This is a genomic window from Burkholderia sp. Ac-20379, from assembly GCF_017104645.1.
GTDB lineage: Bacteria > Pseudomonadota > Gammaproteobacteria > Burkholderiales > Burkholderiaceae > Burkholderia.
The window spans coordinates 1-13,836 of sequence record NZ_JAAGPF010000185.1; the positions used below are offsets into that span (position 1 = coordinate 1).

The window sequence follows — 13,836 nt, forward strand, 5'->3', positions numbered from 1 at the left end:
TCGGGGAGCCTCCTTGGGCGTCGAGTGGCGATGGAGCCATTGGAACGCCCGGCGGTATCGGCAATGTTTCCGCCGCGCCACGCCCGTGCAATGTTGTGTGTCCTGGCGGAATTCAGATACATTGCGACACAAAACGCAGGGCGCGATCGGCTATAAATCGGTCCATTCCCGATCGCCAAGGAGCACACACGATGAATGCCGAGATCCAGCCCGAAACCTATCTGGGCGCCTGCCACTGCGGCGCCGTCCGCTTTTCGGTGCGCGCCGCGCTCGATCCGGCGGTGCGCTGCAACTGCAGCCTGTGCCGCCGCAAGGGCGCGCTGATGTCGTCGATGGTGGCCCGCGAGGATCTGACGATCCTGGCCGGCGAGGACGCCCTGACCGAATACCAGTTCAACACCCGCGTGGCGAAGCATTACTTCTGCCGCCATTGCGGCATCTACCCGTTTCACCAGACCCGCCTCGACCCGCTGCGCTGGCGCGTGAACATCGGCTGCCTCGACGGCGTCGATCCGTACGCGCTCGAATTCAGCGTGGCCAACGGCGCGGCCGCATCCGTCGTGGAGGACGCATGACCCCCGCCCATCATCCGCTGCGGCGCCTGCTCGCGATCGTCGCGTTCGTGGCCGGCGGGTTCGCCGCCGAGCTGGCACATCCGCTCGCATGCCACACGCTCGGCTCGCGCGGCCCGGCCGTGATGCGCCGCCGCGAGGCCCGCGCATGAACGCCGAGCGCCCGGACCACGTGCTGATCGTCGACGACGATCGCGGCATCCGCGAGCTGGTCGGCCAGTATCTGGAGAAGAACGGCATGCGCATCTCGCTGGCCGCGAACGGCCGCGAGATGCGCGCCGCGCTCGAGAACGGCGCGCCGGATCTGATCGTGCTCGACGTGATGATGCCCGGCGACGACGGCCTGGTGCTGTGCCGCGAGCTGCGCGCCGGCAAGCATCGCGCCGTGCCGGTGGTGATGCTGACCGCGCGCGACGAGGAAACCGACCGCATCGTCGGCCTCGAAATGGGCGCCGACGATTACCTGACCAAGCCGTTCGCGGTGCGCGAGCTGTATGCGCGGATCCGTTCGGTGCTGCGCCGCACGCGCATGCTGCCGCCCGGCATGGAGGTCAGCGAGGCCGCGCAATGGCTGGCGTTCGGCGATTGGCGGCTCGACACCACCGGCCGCCATCTGCTCGACGAGACCGGCACTATGGTGGCCCTGAGCGGCGCCGAATACCGGCTGCTGCGCGTGTTCCTCGACAACCCGCAGCGCGTGCTGACGCGCGACCAGTTGCTGAATCTCACGCAGGGCCGGCAGGCCGACGCGTTCGACCGCTCGATCGATCTGCTCGTCAGCCGCCTGCGCCAGCGCCTGCGCGACACCGCGCGCGAGCCGCGCTACATCAAGACGCTGCGCAGCGAGGGCTACGTGTTCTCGTCGTCGGTCACGGCCATCGACGAGCCCGCATGAGCGCGCTCGACCGTCTGCGCCGCCTGCATGGCCCGCGCTCGATGTTCGCGCGTCTCGCGCTGATTCTCTGCGTGGGCCTGGCCGTCGCGCAGATGCTGTCGTTCTGGCTCACGCTGACCGAGCGCGACCAGGCCACCACCACGCTGATGATGGGTTACATCGAGCGCGAAGTGGTGGCGTCGGTGGCGCTGCTGGATCATCTGCCGGCCGACGAGCGCGCCGCGTGGCTGCCGCGTCTCGCGCGCCGCAGCTACCGCTTCGAGCTGGGGCCGGGCGAACCGGGCGGCCCGGTGGATGCGGCGCTGTCGGCGCGCGTCGAGCGCTCGATCACCGACGGCATCGGCCGCACCTACGCCGTCACCGCGAACGAGATTCCCGGCGACACCGAACACATGCAGGTGCACCTGAAGCTCAGCGACGGCTCGCCGCTGACGATCGACATGCATCCGATGTCCGGTATCCCGCTGTCGGGCTGGCTGCCGCTGGTGCTGCTGTTGCAGCTTGCGGTGCTGGCCGCCTGCTGCTGGCTCGCGGTGCGGCTCGCCACGCGCCCGCTGCATGCGCTGGCCGACGCCGCCGACGCGCTCGGCCCCGATCTCAAGGGCGAGCGCCTGCCCGAATCGGGGCCATCCGAGGTGGCGCGCGCCGCGCGCGCGTTCAATGCGATGCAGGATCGCATCGCCACCTACACCGCCGAGCGCATGCAGATCCTCGCGGCCATCTCGCACGACTTGCAGACGCCGATCACGCGGATGCGGCTGCGCGTCGACGTGATGGACGACGAAACGCAGGCCGCCAAGCTGCGGCAGGATCTCGAGGAAATGGGCCAGCTCGTGAAGGAGGGCGTGGCCTATGCGCGGACGGTACACAGCACGTCCGAGGCGGCGCGCCGGATCGATCTCGACGCGCTGCTCGACAGCATCGTCTGCGATTACCTCGACGCCGGGCAGGACGTCGCGTTCGCGAAGCGCGCCGACGTCTCGCTCGATGCGCCGCCGCAGGCGCTGCGGCGCGTGATCGGCAACCTCGTCGACAACGCGCTGAAGTTCGGCGGCGCGGCGCAGGTCGAACTGACGCTGACCGCCGGCGGCGCCGAGATCGCCGTGCTCGACCGCGGGCCGGGCATTCCCGAGGCCTCGCTCGAGGCCGTGTTCGAGCCGTTCGTGCGGATCGAGACGTCGCGCAACCGCGGCACCGGCGGCACCGGGCTTGGCCTCGCGATCGCGCGGCAACTGGCGCAGGCCATGAACGCCACGCTGACGCTGCGCAACCGCGACGGCGGCGGGCTGGCTGCGCGGCTCACGCTGAAGCGGCGCGGCTGAGCGTTTCCGCAGGCGGGCCGCGCGATCGCCACGCGCCGCCTGCCTGCACGATTTCCCGAGTTGCGCTAGGTTTATGGGCCTGGCCGCGGCAGCCTGCCGCCGCCTGCTTTCCACACCTCACCATTCGGGAACTGGCATGGAATATCGACATCTCGGCGCATCAGGTTTCAAGGTTCCGGTACTGAGCTTCGGCACCGGCACGTTCGGCGGCTCCGGCGAATTCTTCGAGGCATGGGGCGCGACCGATGTGGCCGAAGCCCGCAAGCTCGTCGACATCTGCCTCGACGCGGGCCTGACCATGTTCGACAGCGCCGACATCTATTCGAAAGGCGTCTCCGAATCGATCCTCGGCGAGGCGCTCAAGGGCCGCCGCGACAAGGTGCTGATCTCGACCAAGGCGACGTTCCGTTTCGACGACGGCCCGAACAGCGTCGGCTCGTCGCGCTTTCACCTGATCCAGGCCGTCGACGCCGCGCTCAAGCGCTTGCAGACGGATTACATCGACTTGTTCCAGTTGCACGGCTTCGACGCGCGCACGCCGGTACAGGAAGTGCTCTCGACGCTCGACGATCTCGTGCGTGCCGGCAAGATCCGCTACACGGGCGTGTCGAACTTCTCGGGCTGGCACCTGATGAAATCGCTCGACGTGGCCGACCGCTACGGCTATCCGCGCTACGTGGCGAACCAGACCTATTACTCGCTGATCGGCCGCGATTACGAGTGGGAACTGATGCCGCTCGGCGCCGACCAGGGCGTGGGCGCGGTGGTGTGGAGCCCGCTCGGCTGGGGCCGCCTGACCGGCAAGATCCGCCGCGGCCAGCCGCTGCCGGCCACGAGCCGCCTGCACAAGACGGCCGACGCTGGCCCGCCGGTGCCGGACGACTACCTGTACCGCGTGATCGACGCGCTCGACGCGGTGGCCGAGGAAACCGGCAAGACGATTCCGCAGATCGCGCTGAACTGGCTGCTGCAACGCCCGACCGTGGCCACCGTGCTGATCGGCGCACGCAACGAGGCGCAACTGCGGCAGAACCTGGGCGCGGTGGGCTGGAATCTGACGCCGGAGCAGGTCAAGCGGCTCGACGAGGCCAGCCGCACGCGGCCGGCTTATCCGTATTGGCATCAGGAAGGGTTTGCGGAGCGGAATCCTTCGCTGGTTTGAGTCAGGAATCGGGGGCTGGCGGGGGCCGGCCTCCGTGGGTGGTGTAAAAAAACGCACCGCCTCAGGGAATAAACCCCCGCTCCCAACCGTTCAGATCAAACAAGGCGCGCGCCCACCCCCGGCGCGCGCCGTCGATCCACGAACAGGGACGCCCGCGCTCATGATCTCGCTTCGCCACACCCTCGTCCGCGCCGTGCTGGTTGCCGGGCTGGCCGCTGCCGCCAGCCCGGCCTTCGCGTTCAACGAGGAAGCCAACTACAACGCTTGCATCCTGCGATCGCTGTCGAACACCTGGAACCGTAATGTCGTCGGGCTGCTGCGCAATTCCTGCGACCAGCTTTACCGCCAATGGAGCATGTTGACGCCCACCGAGCAGGCGTATCACACCTGCCTGCTGCAATATCTGCCCGGCGTGCAAAGCTCGGCGGCGATCGGCCCGATCATCTCGGCATGCCGCCGGCAAAGCGCGGATTCGGTCCACTTCGACTGACCAGCCGCCACCCGCTGCCTGCGCTCATTCAACTCGCGAAATCGCTGCCGGCCGCCCGCAATCGCCGCATCGCGCTGTCGAGATGCGCGCGGGCGCTGTCCGCATCGCCGAGCCGCATCTGCTCATAGGCCAGTTGCGCGACTTCGTGCGGCACGGCCTTCAGCGGCCGCCCGCTCTGCATGGCCTTCAACTGCACCTCGGCGGCGCGTTCGAGGTAATACAGATCGTCCCAGGCCTCGGCGATGGTCGGGCCGGCCACCATCACGCCGTGATGCTTCATGAACAGCACGTCGGCGTCGCCCATCGCGCGGGCGATCCGGTCGCCCTCGGCGCCGTCGAGCGCGAGGCCGTTGTAGTGCTCGTCCACGGCGGTGCGGCCGTAGAACTTCAGCGCGGTCTGGCCCAGCCACAGCAGCGGCGGGCCTTCGATCAGGCACAGCGCAGTGGCGTTCGGCATATGGGTGTGGAACGCGGCCTTCACGCGCGGCATCGCGTGGTGCACGCGCGCATGAATGTGGAACGCGGTGGCCTCGGGCTGGCCTTCGCCCGCGATCACGTGGCCGTCGTAATCGCAGATCAGCAGCCGCGACGCGGTGATTTCCGAAAACGCATAGCCGTACGGGTTGACGAGAAACAGGTCGTCATGGCCCGGCACGACGGCCGAGAAATGGTTGCAGATGCCTTCCTCCAGGCCGAATTGCGCGGCGAGACGAAAGCAGGCGGCCAGTTCGATGCGGGCGGCGTGCACCGCGTCCGCGTCGAGGCCCGCGCGATGAAGGCCGGCGGCCGAGGCCGCCGCGAGTTGATGCGCCATGAACGGCTTCTCCGACAAACGTGAGCCGCTACCTTACCAGCCGCCCGATGCGAGCGGGGCCGTGGCAAAAATGTCCGGCCGCGCGGGCGGCATGGCAGGGCGACGATCTTTGCGCAGCGGCCTGCGCGCCCGGCACATGCCCGGCGGTAGGTTCGATCCGCGAATCGGCACGGCAAGGCGGCCGACATGAGCATCGGCGCGATTCGCTGGTAAAGTCGCAAATACCCACTTTATAGGTATTCACGCCATGCGCATCGCCGTGCTCGCCCTCGACGGATTGTTCGATACGGGGTTGTCCGTCACGCTCGACGTGTTTCTCGTCGCCAACAAACTGTCGGCCCGGATGATGGGCGGCACGCCGAGTTTCGACGTGTCGGTGGTGGGCGTGCGCAAGAAGGTGCTGTCGCGTCATGGGCTGTCGGTGCCGGTGCAGCCGATCGCCAACCGGCCCACGCCCGATTGGGCGATCGTGCCGGCGCTGGCCACCGCGATGCCCGACGAATTGATCGAATCGCTGTCGCGGCCCGACGTGCTCGATGCGCGCGCGCAACTGGCGGCGTGGCACGCGGACGGCGTGCGCCTGGCGGCCTCGTGCCTCGGCACGTTCATCCTGGCGGAAACGGGGCTGCTCGACGGCCGCGAGGCCACCACCAACTGGGGGCTGGCGCCGGTGTTCCGGCAGCGCTATCCGGCCGTGCGGCTCGACGAATCGCGGATGCTGGTGCCGACCGACCTGGGCGCAACGGCCGGCGCGGCGATGGGCCATCTCGATCTGGCGCTGTGGCTGGTGCGCACGGTCAGCCCGGAACTGGCGACGCTGGTGTCGCGTTACCTGCTGGCCGATATCCGCTCGTCTCAAGCGGCCTATATCATCCCGAATCACCTCGCGCAGGCCGATCCGCTGATTCAGCGCTTCGAGCAGTGGTCGCGCCAGAACCTGCGCACGGGGTTTTCGCTGCAGGACGCGGCCAGCGCGCTCGCGATCAGCACGCGCTCGTTGCAGCGCCGGTGTCAGGAAGTGCTCGGCAAATCGCCGCTCGCGTATTTCCAGGATTTGCGCGTCGAACACGCGCAATCGCTGATTCGCGGCGGCAATGCCGACCTCGAGGCGATCGCCGCCGAGGTCGGCTACGGGGATGGCGCGACGCTGCGCGCGCTGCTGCGGCAGCGGCTGGGGCGCGGCGTGCGTGCGTTGCGCGCCGATCTGCTGTGAGGGCGACGGTGCGCCGCAGCCGACCGCCCGGCGTGGCTCAGCCCGCCAGCGCGAGCAGTTCCGCCGGCTCGCGAAACACCATCGCCGGTTGCGTCGCGAGCAGCGCGTCGAGCTTCGTGTAGCCCCACGCCACCGCGCCGAAGCGCAACCCGGGAATGCCGGCGGCGGCTTCGGCGTCGCGCACCTCGTCGCCGATGAAGATCGCCTGCGCGGCGTCCACGCCGGTGGCATCGAGCACCGTGCGCAGCCGCTGCGATTTGCCGAACAGCGACGAGCTGGATTCCACGGCCGCGAACCGGTCGACCAGCGCGCCGCCGAGCACGGCGCGCACGTTTTCGACCGAATTCGAGGTGGCCACCGCCACCGCGATCTGCCGGTCGATCAATGCGCCGAGCGTGTCGAGCACGGTGGCGACCGGTGCGACCTCGCCGATCCGCTCGGCCATCCGCTTGCGCGCGTCGCTCAGCACGGCGGGCGCCTTCCAGAACGGCAGCGCCAGTTCGCCGAGCACTTCCATCGCGCTCATGCCGCGCATCCGGTCGAGCGTGGCGGCGTCGGGCGCGCGGAAGCCGTGCTGTTCGGCCAGGCCGTTCAGCGTATCGGCGAACACGGGATAGGAATCGGCGAGGGTGCCGTCGAAGTCGAAAATGGCGAGGCGGAGCGTCATGGCGGGGCAGGCAAAAACCAGGCGAAAACGGGGCAAAAAGCCGGGGCGGGGTGGCCGCGGCCGTCGAGAGCCGGTATCTTCCGGTGCGCGGCGCGCCGCGTCAACGCCGAACGCCATGCACGCTTGATGAACAAGGCGCGGCTTCTTCACCATCTTCAAGGGCAACCGAGTGGCCTCGACTTCCCGCAGCACCGGCATCGATCTCCTGCGCGGCATCGCGATCCTGACCGTCCTGCTGCTGCATTTCCATCTGACGTACCGGCTCGACGTCACGCCGTTCGACGCGCCGTGGCTGTCGGCGGCGATCCGCGCGGTGGCGCGCAACGGCAACTACGGCGTGACGATGTTCTTCGTCGTGTCGGGCTACCTGATCACCGCCACCGCGCTGCGGCGCTTCGGCTCGCTGGGCGCGGTGCGTCCGCTCGCGTTCTACCGCACGCGCGCCGCGCGCATCGCACCGTGCCTGCTGCTGGCGCTCGCGATCATGACGGCGCTCGGCGCGCTCGGCCTGCATGCGTTCACGAACAAGCCGAACACGGCGAGCATGCCGCTGGCCGTGCTGTCGGTGCTGACGTTCTGGCACAACGTGCTGATGGCGAAGCTCGGCTACTTCAACTACGCGATGAACATCCTGTGGTCGCTGTCGGTGGAGGAGGTGTTCTATCTGGCGTTTCCGCTGCTATGCGTGGCGCTGCGCCGGCGGCGCTTCGTGTTGCCGCTGCTCGGCGCGCTGATGTTGGCGGGGCCGGCCTGGCGCTGGCTGCACGCGGACGACGAAATCGTCGCGCTGTACGGCTATCTGTCGTGCTTCGACGCGATCGCGATCGGCTGCGGCGTGGCCTTGCTGCCCGCGCGGGCGCTGTCGGCGCGCGCGTTTCGACGGCTCGCCTGGGGCGTTGCATTGGCGATGGCGGCCACGTGGCTGTCGGGGCCGATCATGCGGGAGGTGGTGTGGGGCGTGTCGGTGATCGCGCTCGGCACCGGCGCGTTGCTCTACGGCATGGCGAACCGCACGGAACGCGCGGGCGCGCTGGCCTCGGGCATCTACGGCGGCGAGCACGGCGGGGTGTCGAACTTCATCCGCTTCTTCGGCGTGCGCAGCTACGAGCTGTATCTGTTTCACATCGTCGTGCTCGGCGTGCTGCGCGAGACGCTGACGCGCGCGAACATCGTCGCGGCCTGGAAGCCGGTGTGGCTGCTGCTCTACGTGGCCGTGGCCAGCGTGGTGGCGCAGTTGGTGTTCCGGCAATTCTCGGAGCCGCTCAACGCGCGGCTGCGCGGCGCGCGGGGGGCGTTGCCGAAGCAGGACGATTGACAGGAAACGGCGGCACGCCGCCGCCTTGCACACCGAGATGGCCGCGAGCGAGGTTGCCGAAGCCGCGAACCCGATCGGACGCGGCAACACGCCGCGGCGGTTCATACGGCATGGGCTGCGCATGCAACGCCGACGGCGCCGGGCAACCGACCGTGCGCGGCATCGCACGGCAGCACCCACATCTCACACCGCATTGGCCGCCCGCGTCGAATACACTTGTGTGAGCCCCTGGATCGGGTCGCGCATCGCCGCGTCGAACGGGTTCATCTGCGGCCCGATCAGGTCGGCCTGACGCTTGAGCAGTTGCACGACGGTGGGCAGCCGCTCGTCGGTCAGCCGCGTGGATAGCGTGCCCACACTGAGCGCACCCACTGCCACCCGGTTCTGATCGAAGATCGGCACGGCCACGCCGGCCATGTCCTCCAGCACGCCGCTGTTGCGGCCCGCGTAGCCGAGCGCGCGCACGCGGTCGATCTCGGTGCGCAGATACACCTCGTCGAGCACGCCGTAGCCGCGCATGCGCGGCACGTTGAAACGGATGATTTCTTCGCGTTCCGCTTCGGGCTGGAACGCGAGGATCGCGAGGCTGCCCTGGCCGACGCCGAGCGCCACGCGCCCGCCGATCGTGCCGGTGAACGAGCGGATCGGGAACGGCCCTTCGCAGATGTCGAGGCACACCGCGTCGAAGCTGCTCTTGACCAGCAGGAAGATGGTGTCGCCCAGGCTCGCGCAGAGCCGCAGCAGCGCGGGGCGGCACAACGTGCGCATGCCGTTCGGGTTGCCGGCCTGCGCCGCCATCGCAAAGAACACCACGCTGAGCCGGTAGCGCTTGGTGCGCTCGTCCTGCTCCACCACCTGTTCGGCGATCAACCCTTGCAGCAGCCGGTGGACGGTGGCCTGCGTGAGGCCGACGCTGCGCGCCAGCGTGGTGACGCGGCTGCCCTCGGCCTGATTCGCGCCGAGCGCGCGGATCAGCGCGAACGCGCGTTGCAGCACGCCGGGGCCGCACGGATTCTCGCCGGGCGAGCCGGCCGGCGCGCAGGCCGCGCCGCTGTCCATGGCATCGCTCGCGCTTTCGCTCGATCCGTCCGTTCCATTTTCCTGCTTCCGTGCCTTCACTTTGCCTCTCCGTATTCCATTCCGCGGAATCCCGGCGGAACCAGGCCGGGCGCGGCACCGACTCTACCGCGTCGCGGCGCGCCGCGCATCGGCCGTGCACATTCGGGATGTCCCTGAACCCATACAGCGAAACACACCGATCGATATAACGATGAGGATTCTATTCAGTGGAATAACTGAAAAATTAATGTCGGTGTTCGGAATTCCGCGTTGACGTCGAAAAAATTGACCGGATAGAGTCGGCGGCATCGAATGCAATCGCTTCAGGCGGTGCCGATGCACCGAAGGGCCAGACCATGTCGTTCCTTACGTTGACGGATGTTTCGAAATCGTTCGGCGAGCTGCACGCCGTCGCCGGCATCGACCTGTCGGTCGAGAAGGGCGAGTTCGTCTCGCTGCTCGGCCCGTCGGGCTGCGGCAAGACCACCACGCTGCAGATGATCGCGGGCTTCCTCGACGTGACGCGCGGCGCCATCACGCTCGACGGTCGCGACATCACGCGCATGGCGCCGAACCGGCGCGGCCTCGGCATCGTATTCCAGAGCTACGCGTTGTTCCCGCACATGAGCGTCGAACAGAACGTGGGCTTCGGGCTGGAGATGCGCGGCGTGGGCAAGACCGAGCGCGCCGAGCGGGTGCGCGAGGCGCTCGCGCTGGTGCGGCTCGACGCCTATGCGCAGCGTTTTCCGCGCGAGCTGTCGGGCGGCCAGCGCCAGCGCGTGGCGATCGCCCGTGCCGTGGTGATCGCGCCGCCGGTGCTGCTGCTCGACGAGCCGATGTCGAACCTCGACGCCAAGCTGCGCGAGGACATGCAGTTCGAGCTGCGAGAGATCCAGCGCAAGCTCGGCACCACCACGGTGATGGTCACGCACGATCAGTCGGAGGCGCTGTCGATCAGCGATCGCGTGGTGGTGATGGAAGCGGGGCGCATCACCCAGGTCGATACGCCGTATCGCGCCTACGAGCATCCGGGCAACGCGTTCGTCTCGCAGTTCATCGGCAAGACCAACCTGCTGAACGGCACCGTGCTCGCGCAGGAAGGCGGGCAGATCCGCGTCGATCTCGGCAGCCGGCTGCAGGAAACCGGCGCTGCCGCGCAGGCCGGCGCTGCCGCGATGCGCGCGGGCGATGCGGTCACGCTGTGCATCCGCCCCGAAAAGCTCTCGCTCGGCGCGCCGGGCACGGGCCGGCTGGCCGGGCGCGTGACGAGCCGCTTCTTTCTCGGCAGCCAGTGGCTGTACCGGCTCGACAGCGACGCCGGCGAAATGCTGGCCTGCTGCCAGAACGAGGGCGGCGAGCCGCTCGCGGAAGGCGCGGCGGTCGGCATCGACTGGCGCAGCGAGGCGGTGCGCGTGATCCGCCAGGAGGCCGCCCGTGGATGACACGCTGAGCACGGTTTCGCCGGGCGACGCACACGGTAGCGGCAGCGATAGCGGCGCGCCGCGCCCCGCCGCCCGCGCCCGCTGGCGCGCCTGGCTGCCGATGTGGCTGATGAGCGCGCCGGCCGGGCTGCTGTTCGTGGCGCTGGTGCTGGTGCCGCTCGCGATGACGCTGGTGCTGTCGTTCTACCGCTTCGATCCGTCGGTCGGCCCGATTCCTGCGTTCGACCTGCATCACTACCGCGACGTGCTGAGTCAGACGTATTTCCACACGATCTTCCTGCGCACGTTCGGCATCGCCGCGCTGGTCACGCTGCTGTGCGTGGCGATCGGCACGCCCGAGGCCTACATCCTGTCGCGCATGCGCGATCCGTGGCGCTCGCTGTTCCTGCTCGTGATCCTCGCGCCGCTGCTGGTGTCGGTGGTGGTACGCGCGTTCGGCTGGAGCATGCTGCTCAACACCGGCGGCCTGGTGAACCAGTTCTTCTCGCTGTTCGGGCTCGGGCCGTTCAAGCTCGAATACACCACGTTCGCGATCGTCATCGCGCTGGTGCACGTGATGCTGCCGTTCATGGTGATTCCGGTGTGGACCTGCCTGCAACGGCTCGATCCGCAGACGGAGAACGCGGCGCTGTCGCTGATGGCGTCGCCCGCCACGGTGCTGCGCCGGATCGTGCTGCCGCAACTGATGCCCGGCGTGCTGTCGGGCAGCCTGATGGTGTTCGGGCTGTCGGCCAGCGCGTTCGCGATTCCGGGGCTGCTGGGCGGGCGCCGGCTCAAGGTGGCCGCCACGGCCGTCTACGACCAGTTCCTCAGCTCGATGAACTGGCCGCTCGGCGCGACCATCGCGATCCTGCTGCTGGTCGCGAACCTGATCGTGATGCTCACGTACTACCGCGTGCTCGAACGGCGCTACACGCGCAGCCTCGGCTGACGCCGCACTGCCTACGTCCGATTCCGGCCCGACCCCTCACGCCTTCGCCCCGACCCGACATGCGCAAAAACGGCCCGCTCGCTCTCGCGTTCCACACGCTCGTGATCCTGTTCATGCTCGCGCCGCTCGCGATCGTGGTGCTGGTGGCGTTCACGCCCGACGAGACGCTCACGCTGCCCACCCACGGCCTGTCGCTGCGCTGGTTTCGCGCGATCCTCGACTATCCCGATTTCATCGCCGCGTTCGGCAACAGCCTGAAGCTGGCGGTGGCCTCGGCCACGATCTCGCTGGCGATCGCGCTGCCGGCGGGCCTCGCGATCGGCCGCTCGCGCTTTCCGGGCCGCGCATTCCTCAACGCGCTGCTGCTGTCGCCGCTGGTGATTCCGGGCCTGGTGCTCGGCATCGCGCTGCTGCGCTTTTTCGCGCTGATCGGCGCGACCGGCTCGTTCGCGTGGCTGGTGGCCGCGCACGTGATCATCGTCACGCCGTTCGCGATGCGGCTGGTGCTGGCCTCGGTGGCCGGGCTCGACCGCAGCGTGGAGCACGCCGCGGCCTCGCTCGGCGCCAGCGCCTGGACCACGTTCCGCCGCATCACGCTGCCGATGATCGTGCCGGGCATCACGGGCGGCTGGCTGCTCGCGTTCATCAACAGCTTCGACGAGCTGACGATGTCGATCTTCGTCACCTCGCCGCAAACCGTCACGCTGCCGGTACGCATGTACATGTACGCGACCGAATCGATCGACCCGATGATGGCGTCGGTGTCGACGCTGGTGATCGCGATCACGGCCGGGGCGATGCTGATCCTCGATCGCGTCTACGGCCTGAACCGGATCCTGATCGGCCAGCACTGACCCATGCGCTTCCATTCCACGCGCCTCGCGCCCCCTACGATGACCGACCGTCCCACGCCGCTCCCCACGCCGCAACTCGTGCGCGTGGCCGAAACCGCGCGCCCGCGCCTGCCGTTCGTGCTCGACGGCGCGCCCGTCGAGGCGCTGGCCGGCGACACCGTGCTGACCGCGATCCTGACGCAGCAGCGCCGCGTGCGCGTCAGCGAATTCGGCGACGGGCCGCGCGCGGGTTTCTGCCTGATCGGCGCGTGCCAGGATTGCTGGGTGCGCGAGGAGAGCGGGGCGCGGCTGCGCGCGTGCTCCACGCCGCTGCGCGCCGGGATGCGGATCGTGACGACGGCGGTGGTGAGCGCTTCGGCCGACGGCGAGGCCGAGGCCGGCTTCACCGCGCAAGGGAGTGCAGCATGAGCGCGAACGGCTGGCTCGGCGAGCCGGATGCGGGCGCGATGCCGGACGAGCCGCGCGTGGCGATCGTCGGCGCGGGGCCGGCCGGGATTCGCGCGGCCGAGGTGCTCGCGGCGGCCGGCCTGCGCCCGGTGGTGATCGACGAAAACGCGCGCTGGGGCGGCCAGATCTATCGCCAGCCGCCGGCCGATGCGGGCTTCACGCGCGCCAAATCCACGCTGTACGGCTTCGAGGCCGGCAAGGCCGACGCGCTGCACCGCTGCATGGCCGAACTGCTGCCGCAGATCGATTACCGGCCCGACGCGCTCGTCTGGTCGTGCGAGCCGGGCGTGCTCGACATGGTGCGCGCGGGCCGCGAGGCGCGCCTGCGCTGGACTCATCTGATCCTCGCCAGCGGCGCGACCGACCGCATCGCGCCGCTGCCGGGCTGGACCCGGCCCGGCGTCTACACGCTCGGCGGCGCGCAGGTCGCGCTGAAGGCGCAGGGCTGCGCGATCGGCCGGCGCACCGTGTTCGCGGGCACCGGGCCGCTGCTGTATCTGGTGGCCTATCAATATGCGCGGGCCGGCGCCGAGGTGGCGGTCGTGCTCGACATCAACCCGCTGTCGCGGCAGGCCGCCGCCGCGCCGAAGCTGCTGCGCCAGCCCGGCACGTTCGCCAAGGGCATGTTCTATCTGGCCTGGCTGCAGGCGCAC

Annotated in this window: 16 protein-coding genes; 13 read left to right on the forward strand and 3 right to left on the reverse strand. The window is 69.2% G+C overall.

Translation table 11 applies throughout. The features are described from left to right. Window positions 1–191: 191 nt before the first annotated feature. The 6 genes from G3N92_RS21455 (at window position 192) to G3N92_RS21480 (ending at window position 4,441) form a co-directional block, all read left to right on the forward strand. On the forward strand, window positions 192–575 hold the full coding sequence (locus tag G3N92_RS21455) for a GFA family protein (RefSeq protein ID WP_206129591.1): 384 nt from the start codon (window positions 192–194) through the stop codon (window positions 573–575). Then, a complete protein-coding gene (locus G3N92_RS21460) occupies window positions 572–724 on the forward strand; it encodes a hypothetical protein (RefSeq protein WP_206129606.1) in 153 nt (50 codons plus the stop codon). The genes G3N92_RS21455 and G3N92_RS21460 overlap by 4 nt, the downstream gene beginning before the upstream one ends. Further along, window positions 721–1,467, forward strand: coding sequence for a response regulator transcription factor (locus tag G3N92_RS21465; RefSeq protein WP_206129592.1), 747 nt, complete (start codon window positions 721–723; stop codon window positions 1,465–1,467). The genes G3N92_RS21460 and G3N92_RS21465 overlap by 4 nt, the downstream gene beginning before the upstream one ends. Beyond that, window positions 1,464–2,789 carry an ATP-binding protein gene (locus tag G3N92_RS21470; RefSeq protein ID WP_206129593.1) on the forward strand — a complete coding sequence of 442 codons (1,326 nt, stop codon included), beginning with the start codon at window positions 1,464–1,466 and terminating at the stop codon, window positions 2,787–2,789. Before G3N92_RS21465 ends, G3N92_RS21470 begins: the two co-directional genes overlap by 4 nt. 136 nt (window positions 2,790–2,925) lie before the next feature. Further along, window positions 2,926–3,951, forward strand: a complete 1,026-nt coding sequence (locus tag G3N92_RS21475) for an aldo/keto reductase (RefSeq protein ID WP_206129594.1) — start codon at window positions 2,926–2,928, stop codon at window positions 3,949–3,951. 160 nt (window positions 3,952–4,111) lie between these two features. Continuing rightward, window positions 4,112–4,441 (forward strand): VF_A0006 family four-cysteine protein, encoded by a 330-nt coding sequence (locus tag G3N92_RS21480; protein ID WP_206129595.1) that lies wholly within the window; start codon window positions 4,112–4,114, stop codon window positions 4,439–4,441. A 28-nt stretch (window positions 4,442–4,469) separates the two neighbouring features. On the opposite strand, the gene G3N92_RS21485 is transcribed toward G3N92_RS21480, so the two are convergent. Further along, complete coding sequence (locus tag G3N92_RS21485) at window positions 4,470–5,255, reverse strand: aldolase (RefSeq protein ID WP_206129596.1); 786 nt, start codon at window positions 5,253–5,255, stop codon at window positions 4,470–4,472. Window positions 5,256–5,502: 247 nt separating this feature from the next. Here G3N92_RS21485 and G3N92_RS21490 point away from each other — a divergent pair, with 247 nt between their 5' ends. Continuing rightward, complete coding sequence (locus tag G3N92_RS21490) at window positions 5,503–6,468, forward strand: helix-turn-helix domain-containing protein (protein WP_206129597.1); 966 nt, start codon at window positions 5,503–5,505, stop codon at window positions 6,466–6,468. 37 nt (window positions 6,469–6,505) lie between these two features. On the opposite strand, the gene G3N92_RS21495 is transcribed toward G3N92_RS21490, so the two are convergent. Continuing rightward, entirely contained in the window at window positions 6,506–7,135 is a 630-nt protein-coding gene (locus tag G3N92_RS21495) for an HAD hydrolase-like protein (protein WP_206129598.1), read from the reverse strand. Between the two features lie 169 nt (window positions 7,136–7,304). On the opposite strand from G3N92_RS21495, the gene G3N92_RS21500 reads away from it, so the two are divergent. Further along, complete coding sequence (locus G3N92_RS21500) at window positions 7,305–8,450, forward strand: acyltransferase (RefSeq protein ID WP_339385789.1); 1,146 nt, start codon at window positions 7,305–7,307, stop codon at window positions 8,448–8,450. 183 nt (window positions 8,451–8,633) lie between these two features. On the opposite strand, the gene G3N92_RS21505 is transcribed toward G3N92_RS21500, so the two are convergent. Next, window positions 8,634–9,509, reverse strand: coding sequence for an IclR family transcriptional regulator (locus G3N92_RS21505; RefSeq protein ID WP_206129603.1), 876 nt, complete (start codon window positions 9,507–9,509; stop codon window positions 8,634–8,636). Between the two features lie 356 nt (window positions 9,510–9,865). On the opposite strand from G3N92_RS21505, the gene G3N92_RS21510 reads away from it, so the two are divergent. From G3N92_RS21510 to G3N92_RS21530, 5 genes are all read left to right on the forward strand, one after another. Further along, the gene (locus tag G3N92_RS21510; protein ID WP_206129599.1) at window positions 9,866–10,951 is read left to right on the forward strand and encodes an ABC transporter ATP-binding protein; all 1,086 of its coding nucleotides are present in this window, start codon (window positions 9,866–9,868) and stop codon (window positions 10,949–10,951) included. A gap of 4 nt (window positions 10,952–10,955) precedes the next feature. Next, window positions 10,956–11,882 carry an ABC transporter permease gene (locus G3N92_RS21515; RefSeq protein WP_206129604.1) on the forward strand — a complete coding sequence of 309 codons (927 nt, stop codon included), beginning with the start codon at window positions 10,956–10,958 and terminating at the stop codon, window positions 11,880–11,882. A gap of 59 nt (window positions 11,883–11,941) precedes the next feature. Continuing rightward, window positions 11,942–12,736 (forward strand): ABC transporter permease, encoded by a 795-nt coding sequence (locus G3N92_RS21520; RefSeq protein ID WP_206129600.1) that lies wholly within the window; start codon window positions 11,942–11,944, stop codon window positions 12,734–12,736. Window positions 12,737–12,775: 39 nt separating this feature from the next. Continuing rightward, window positions 12,776–13,144 (forward strand): (2Fe-2S)-binding protein, encoded by a 369-nt coding sequence (locus G3N92_RS21525; RefSeq protein ID WP_206129601.1) that lies wholly within the window; start codon window positions 12,776–12,778, stop codon window positions 13,142–13,144. Between the two features lie 38 nt (window positions 13,145–13,182). Further along, on the forward strand, window positions 13,183–13,836 hold a 654-nt coding region (locus tag G3N92_RS21530; RefSeq protein ID WP_206129605.1), incomplete at its 3' end, for an FAD-dependent oxidoreductase.

Coding starts and splice junctions, on each gene's coding strand:
- G3N92_RS21470 (WP_206129593.1), top strand. CDS start 1,464: ATGAGCGCGCTCGACCGTCTGCGCCGCCTGCATGGCCCGCGCTCGATG.
- G3N92_RS21495 (WP_206129598.1), bottom strand. CDS start 7,135: ATGACGCTCCGCCTCGCCATTTTCGACTTCGACGGCACCCTCGCCGAT.
- G3N92_RS21525 (WP_206129601.1), top strand. CDS start 12,776: ATGACCGACCGTCCCACGCCGCTCCCCACGCCGCAACTCGTGCGCGTG.
- G3N92_RS21510 (WP_206129599.1), top strand. CDS start 9,866: ATGTCGTTCCTTACGTTGACGGATGTTTCGAAATCGTTCGGCGAGCTG.
- G3N92_RS21475 (WP_206129594.1), top strand. CDS start 2,926: ATGGAATATCGACATCTCGGCGCATCAGGTTTCAAGGTTCCGGTACTG.
- G3N92_RS21455 (WP_206129591.1), top strand. CDS start 192: ATGAATGCCGAGATCCAGCCCGAAACCTATCTGGGCGCCTGCCACTGC.
- G3N92_RS21520 (WP_206129600.1), top strand. CDS start 11,942: ATGCGCAAAAACGGCCCGCTCGCTCTCGCGTTCCACACGCTCGTGATC.
- G3N92_RS21460 (WP_206129606.1), top strand. CDS start 572: ATGACCCCCGCCCATCATCCGCTGCGGCGCCTGCTCGCGATCGTCGCG.
- G3N92_RS21490 (WP_206129597.1), top strand. CDS start 5,503: ATGCGCATCGCCGTGCTCGCCCTCGACGGATTGTTCGATACGGGGTTG.
- G3N92_RS21465 (WP_206129592.1), top strand. CDS start 721: ATGAACGCCGAGCGCCCGGACCACGTGCTGATCGTCGACGACGATCGC.
- G3N92_RS21480 (WP_206129595.1), top strand. CDS start 4,112: ATGATCTCGCTTCGCCACACCCTCGTCCGCGCCGTGCTGGTTGCCGGG.
- G3N92_RS21485 (WP_206129596.1), bottom strand. CDS start 5,255: ATGGCGCATCAACTCGCGGCGGCCTCGGCCGCCGGCCTTCATCGCGCG.
- G3N92_RS21505 (WP_206129603.1), bottom strand. CDS start 9,509: ATGGACAGCGGCGCGGCCTGCGCGCCGGCCGGCTCGCCCGGCGAGAAT.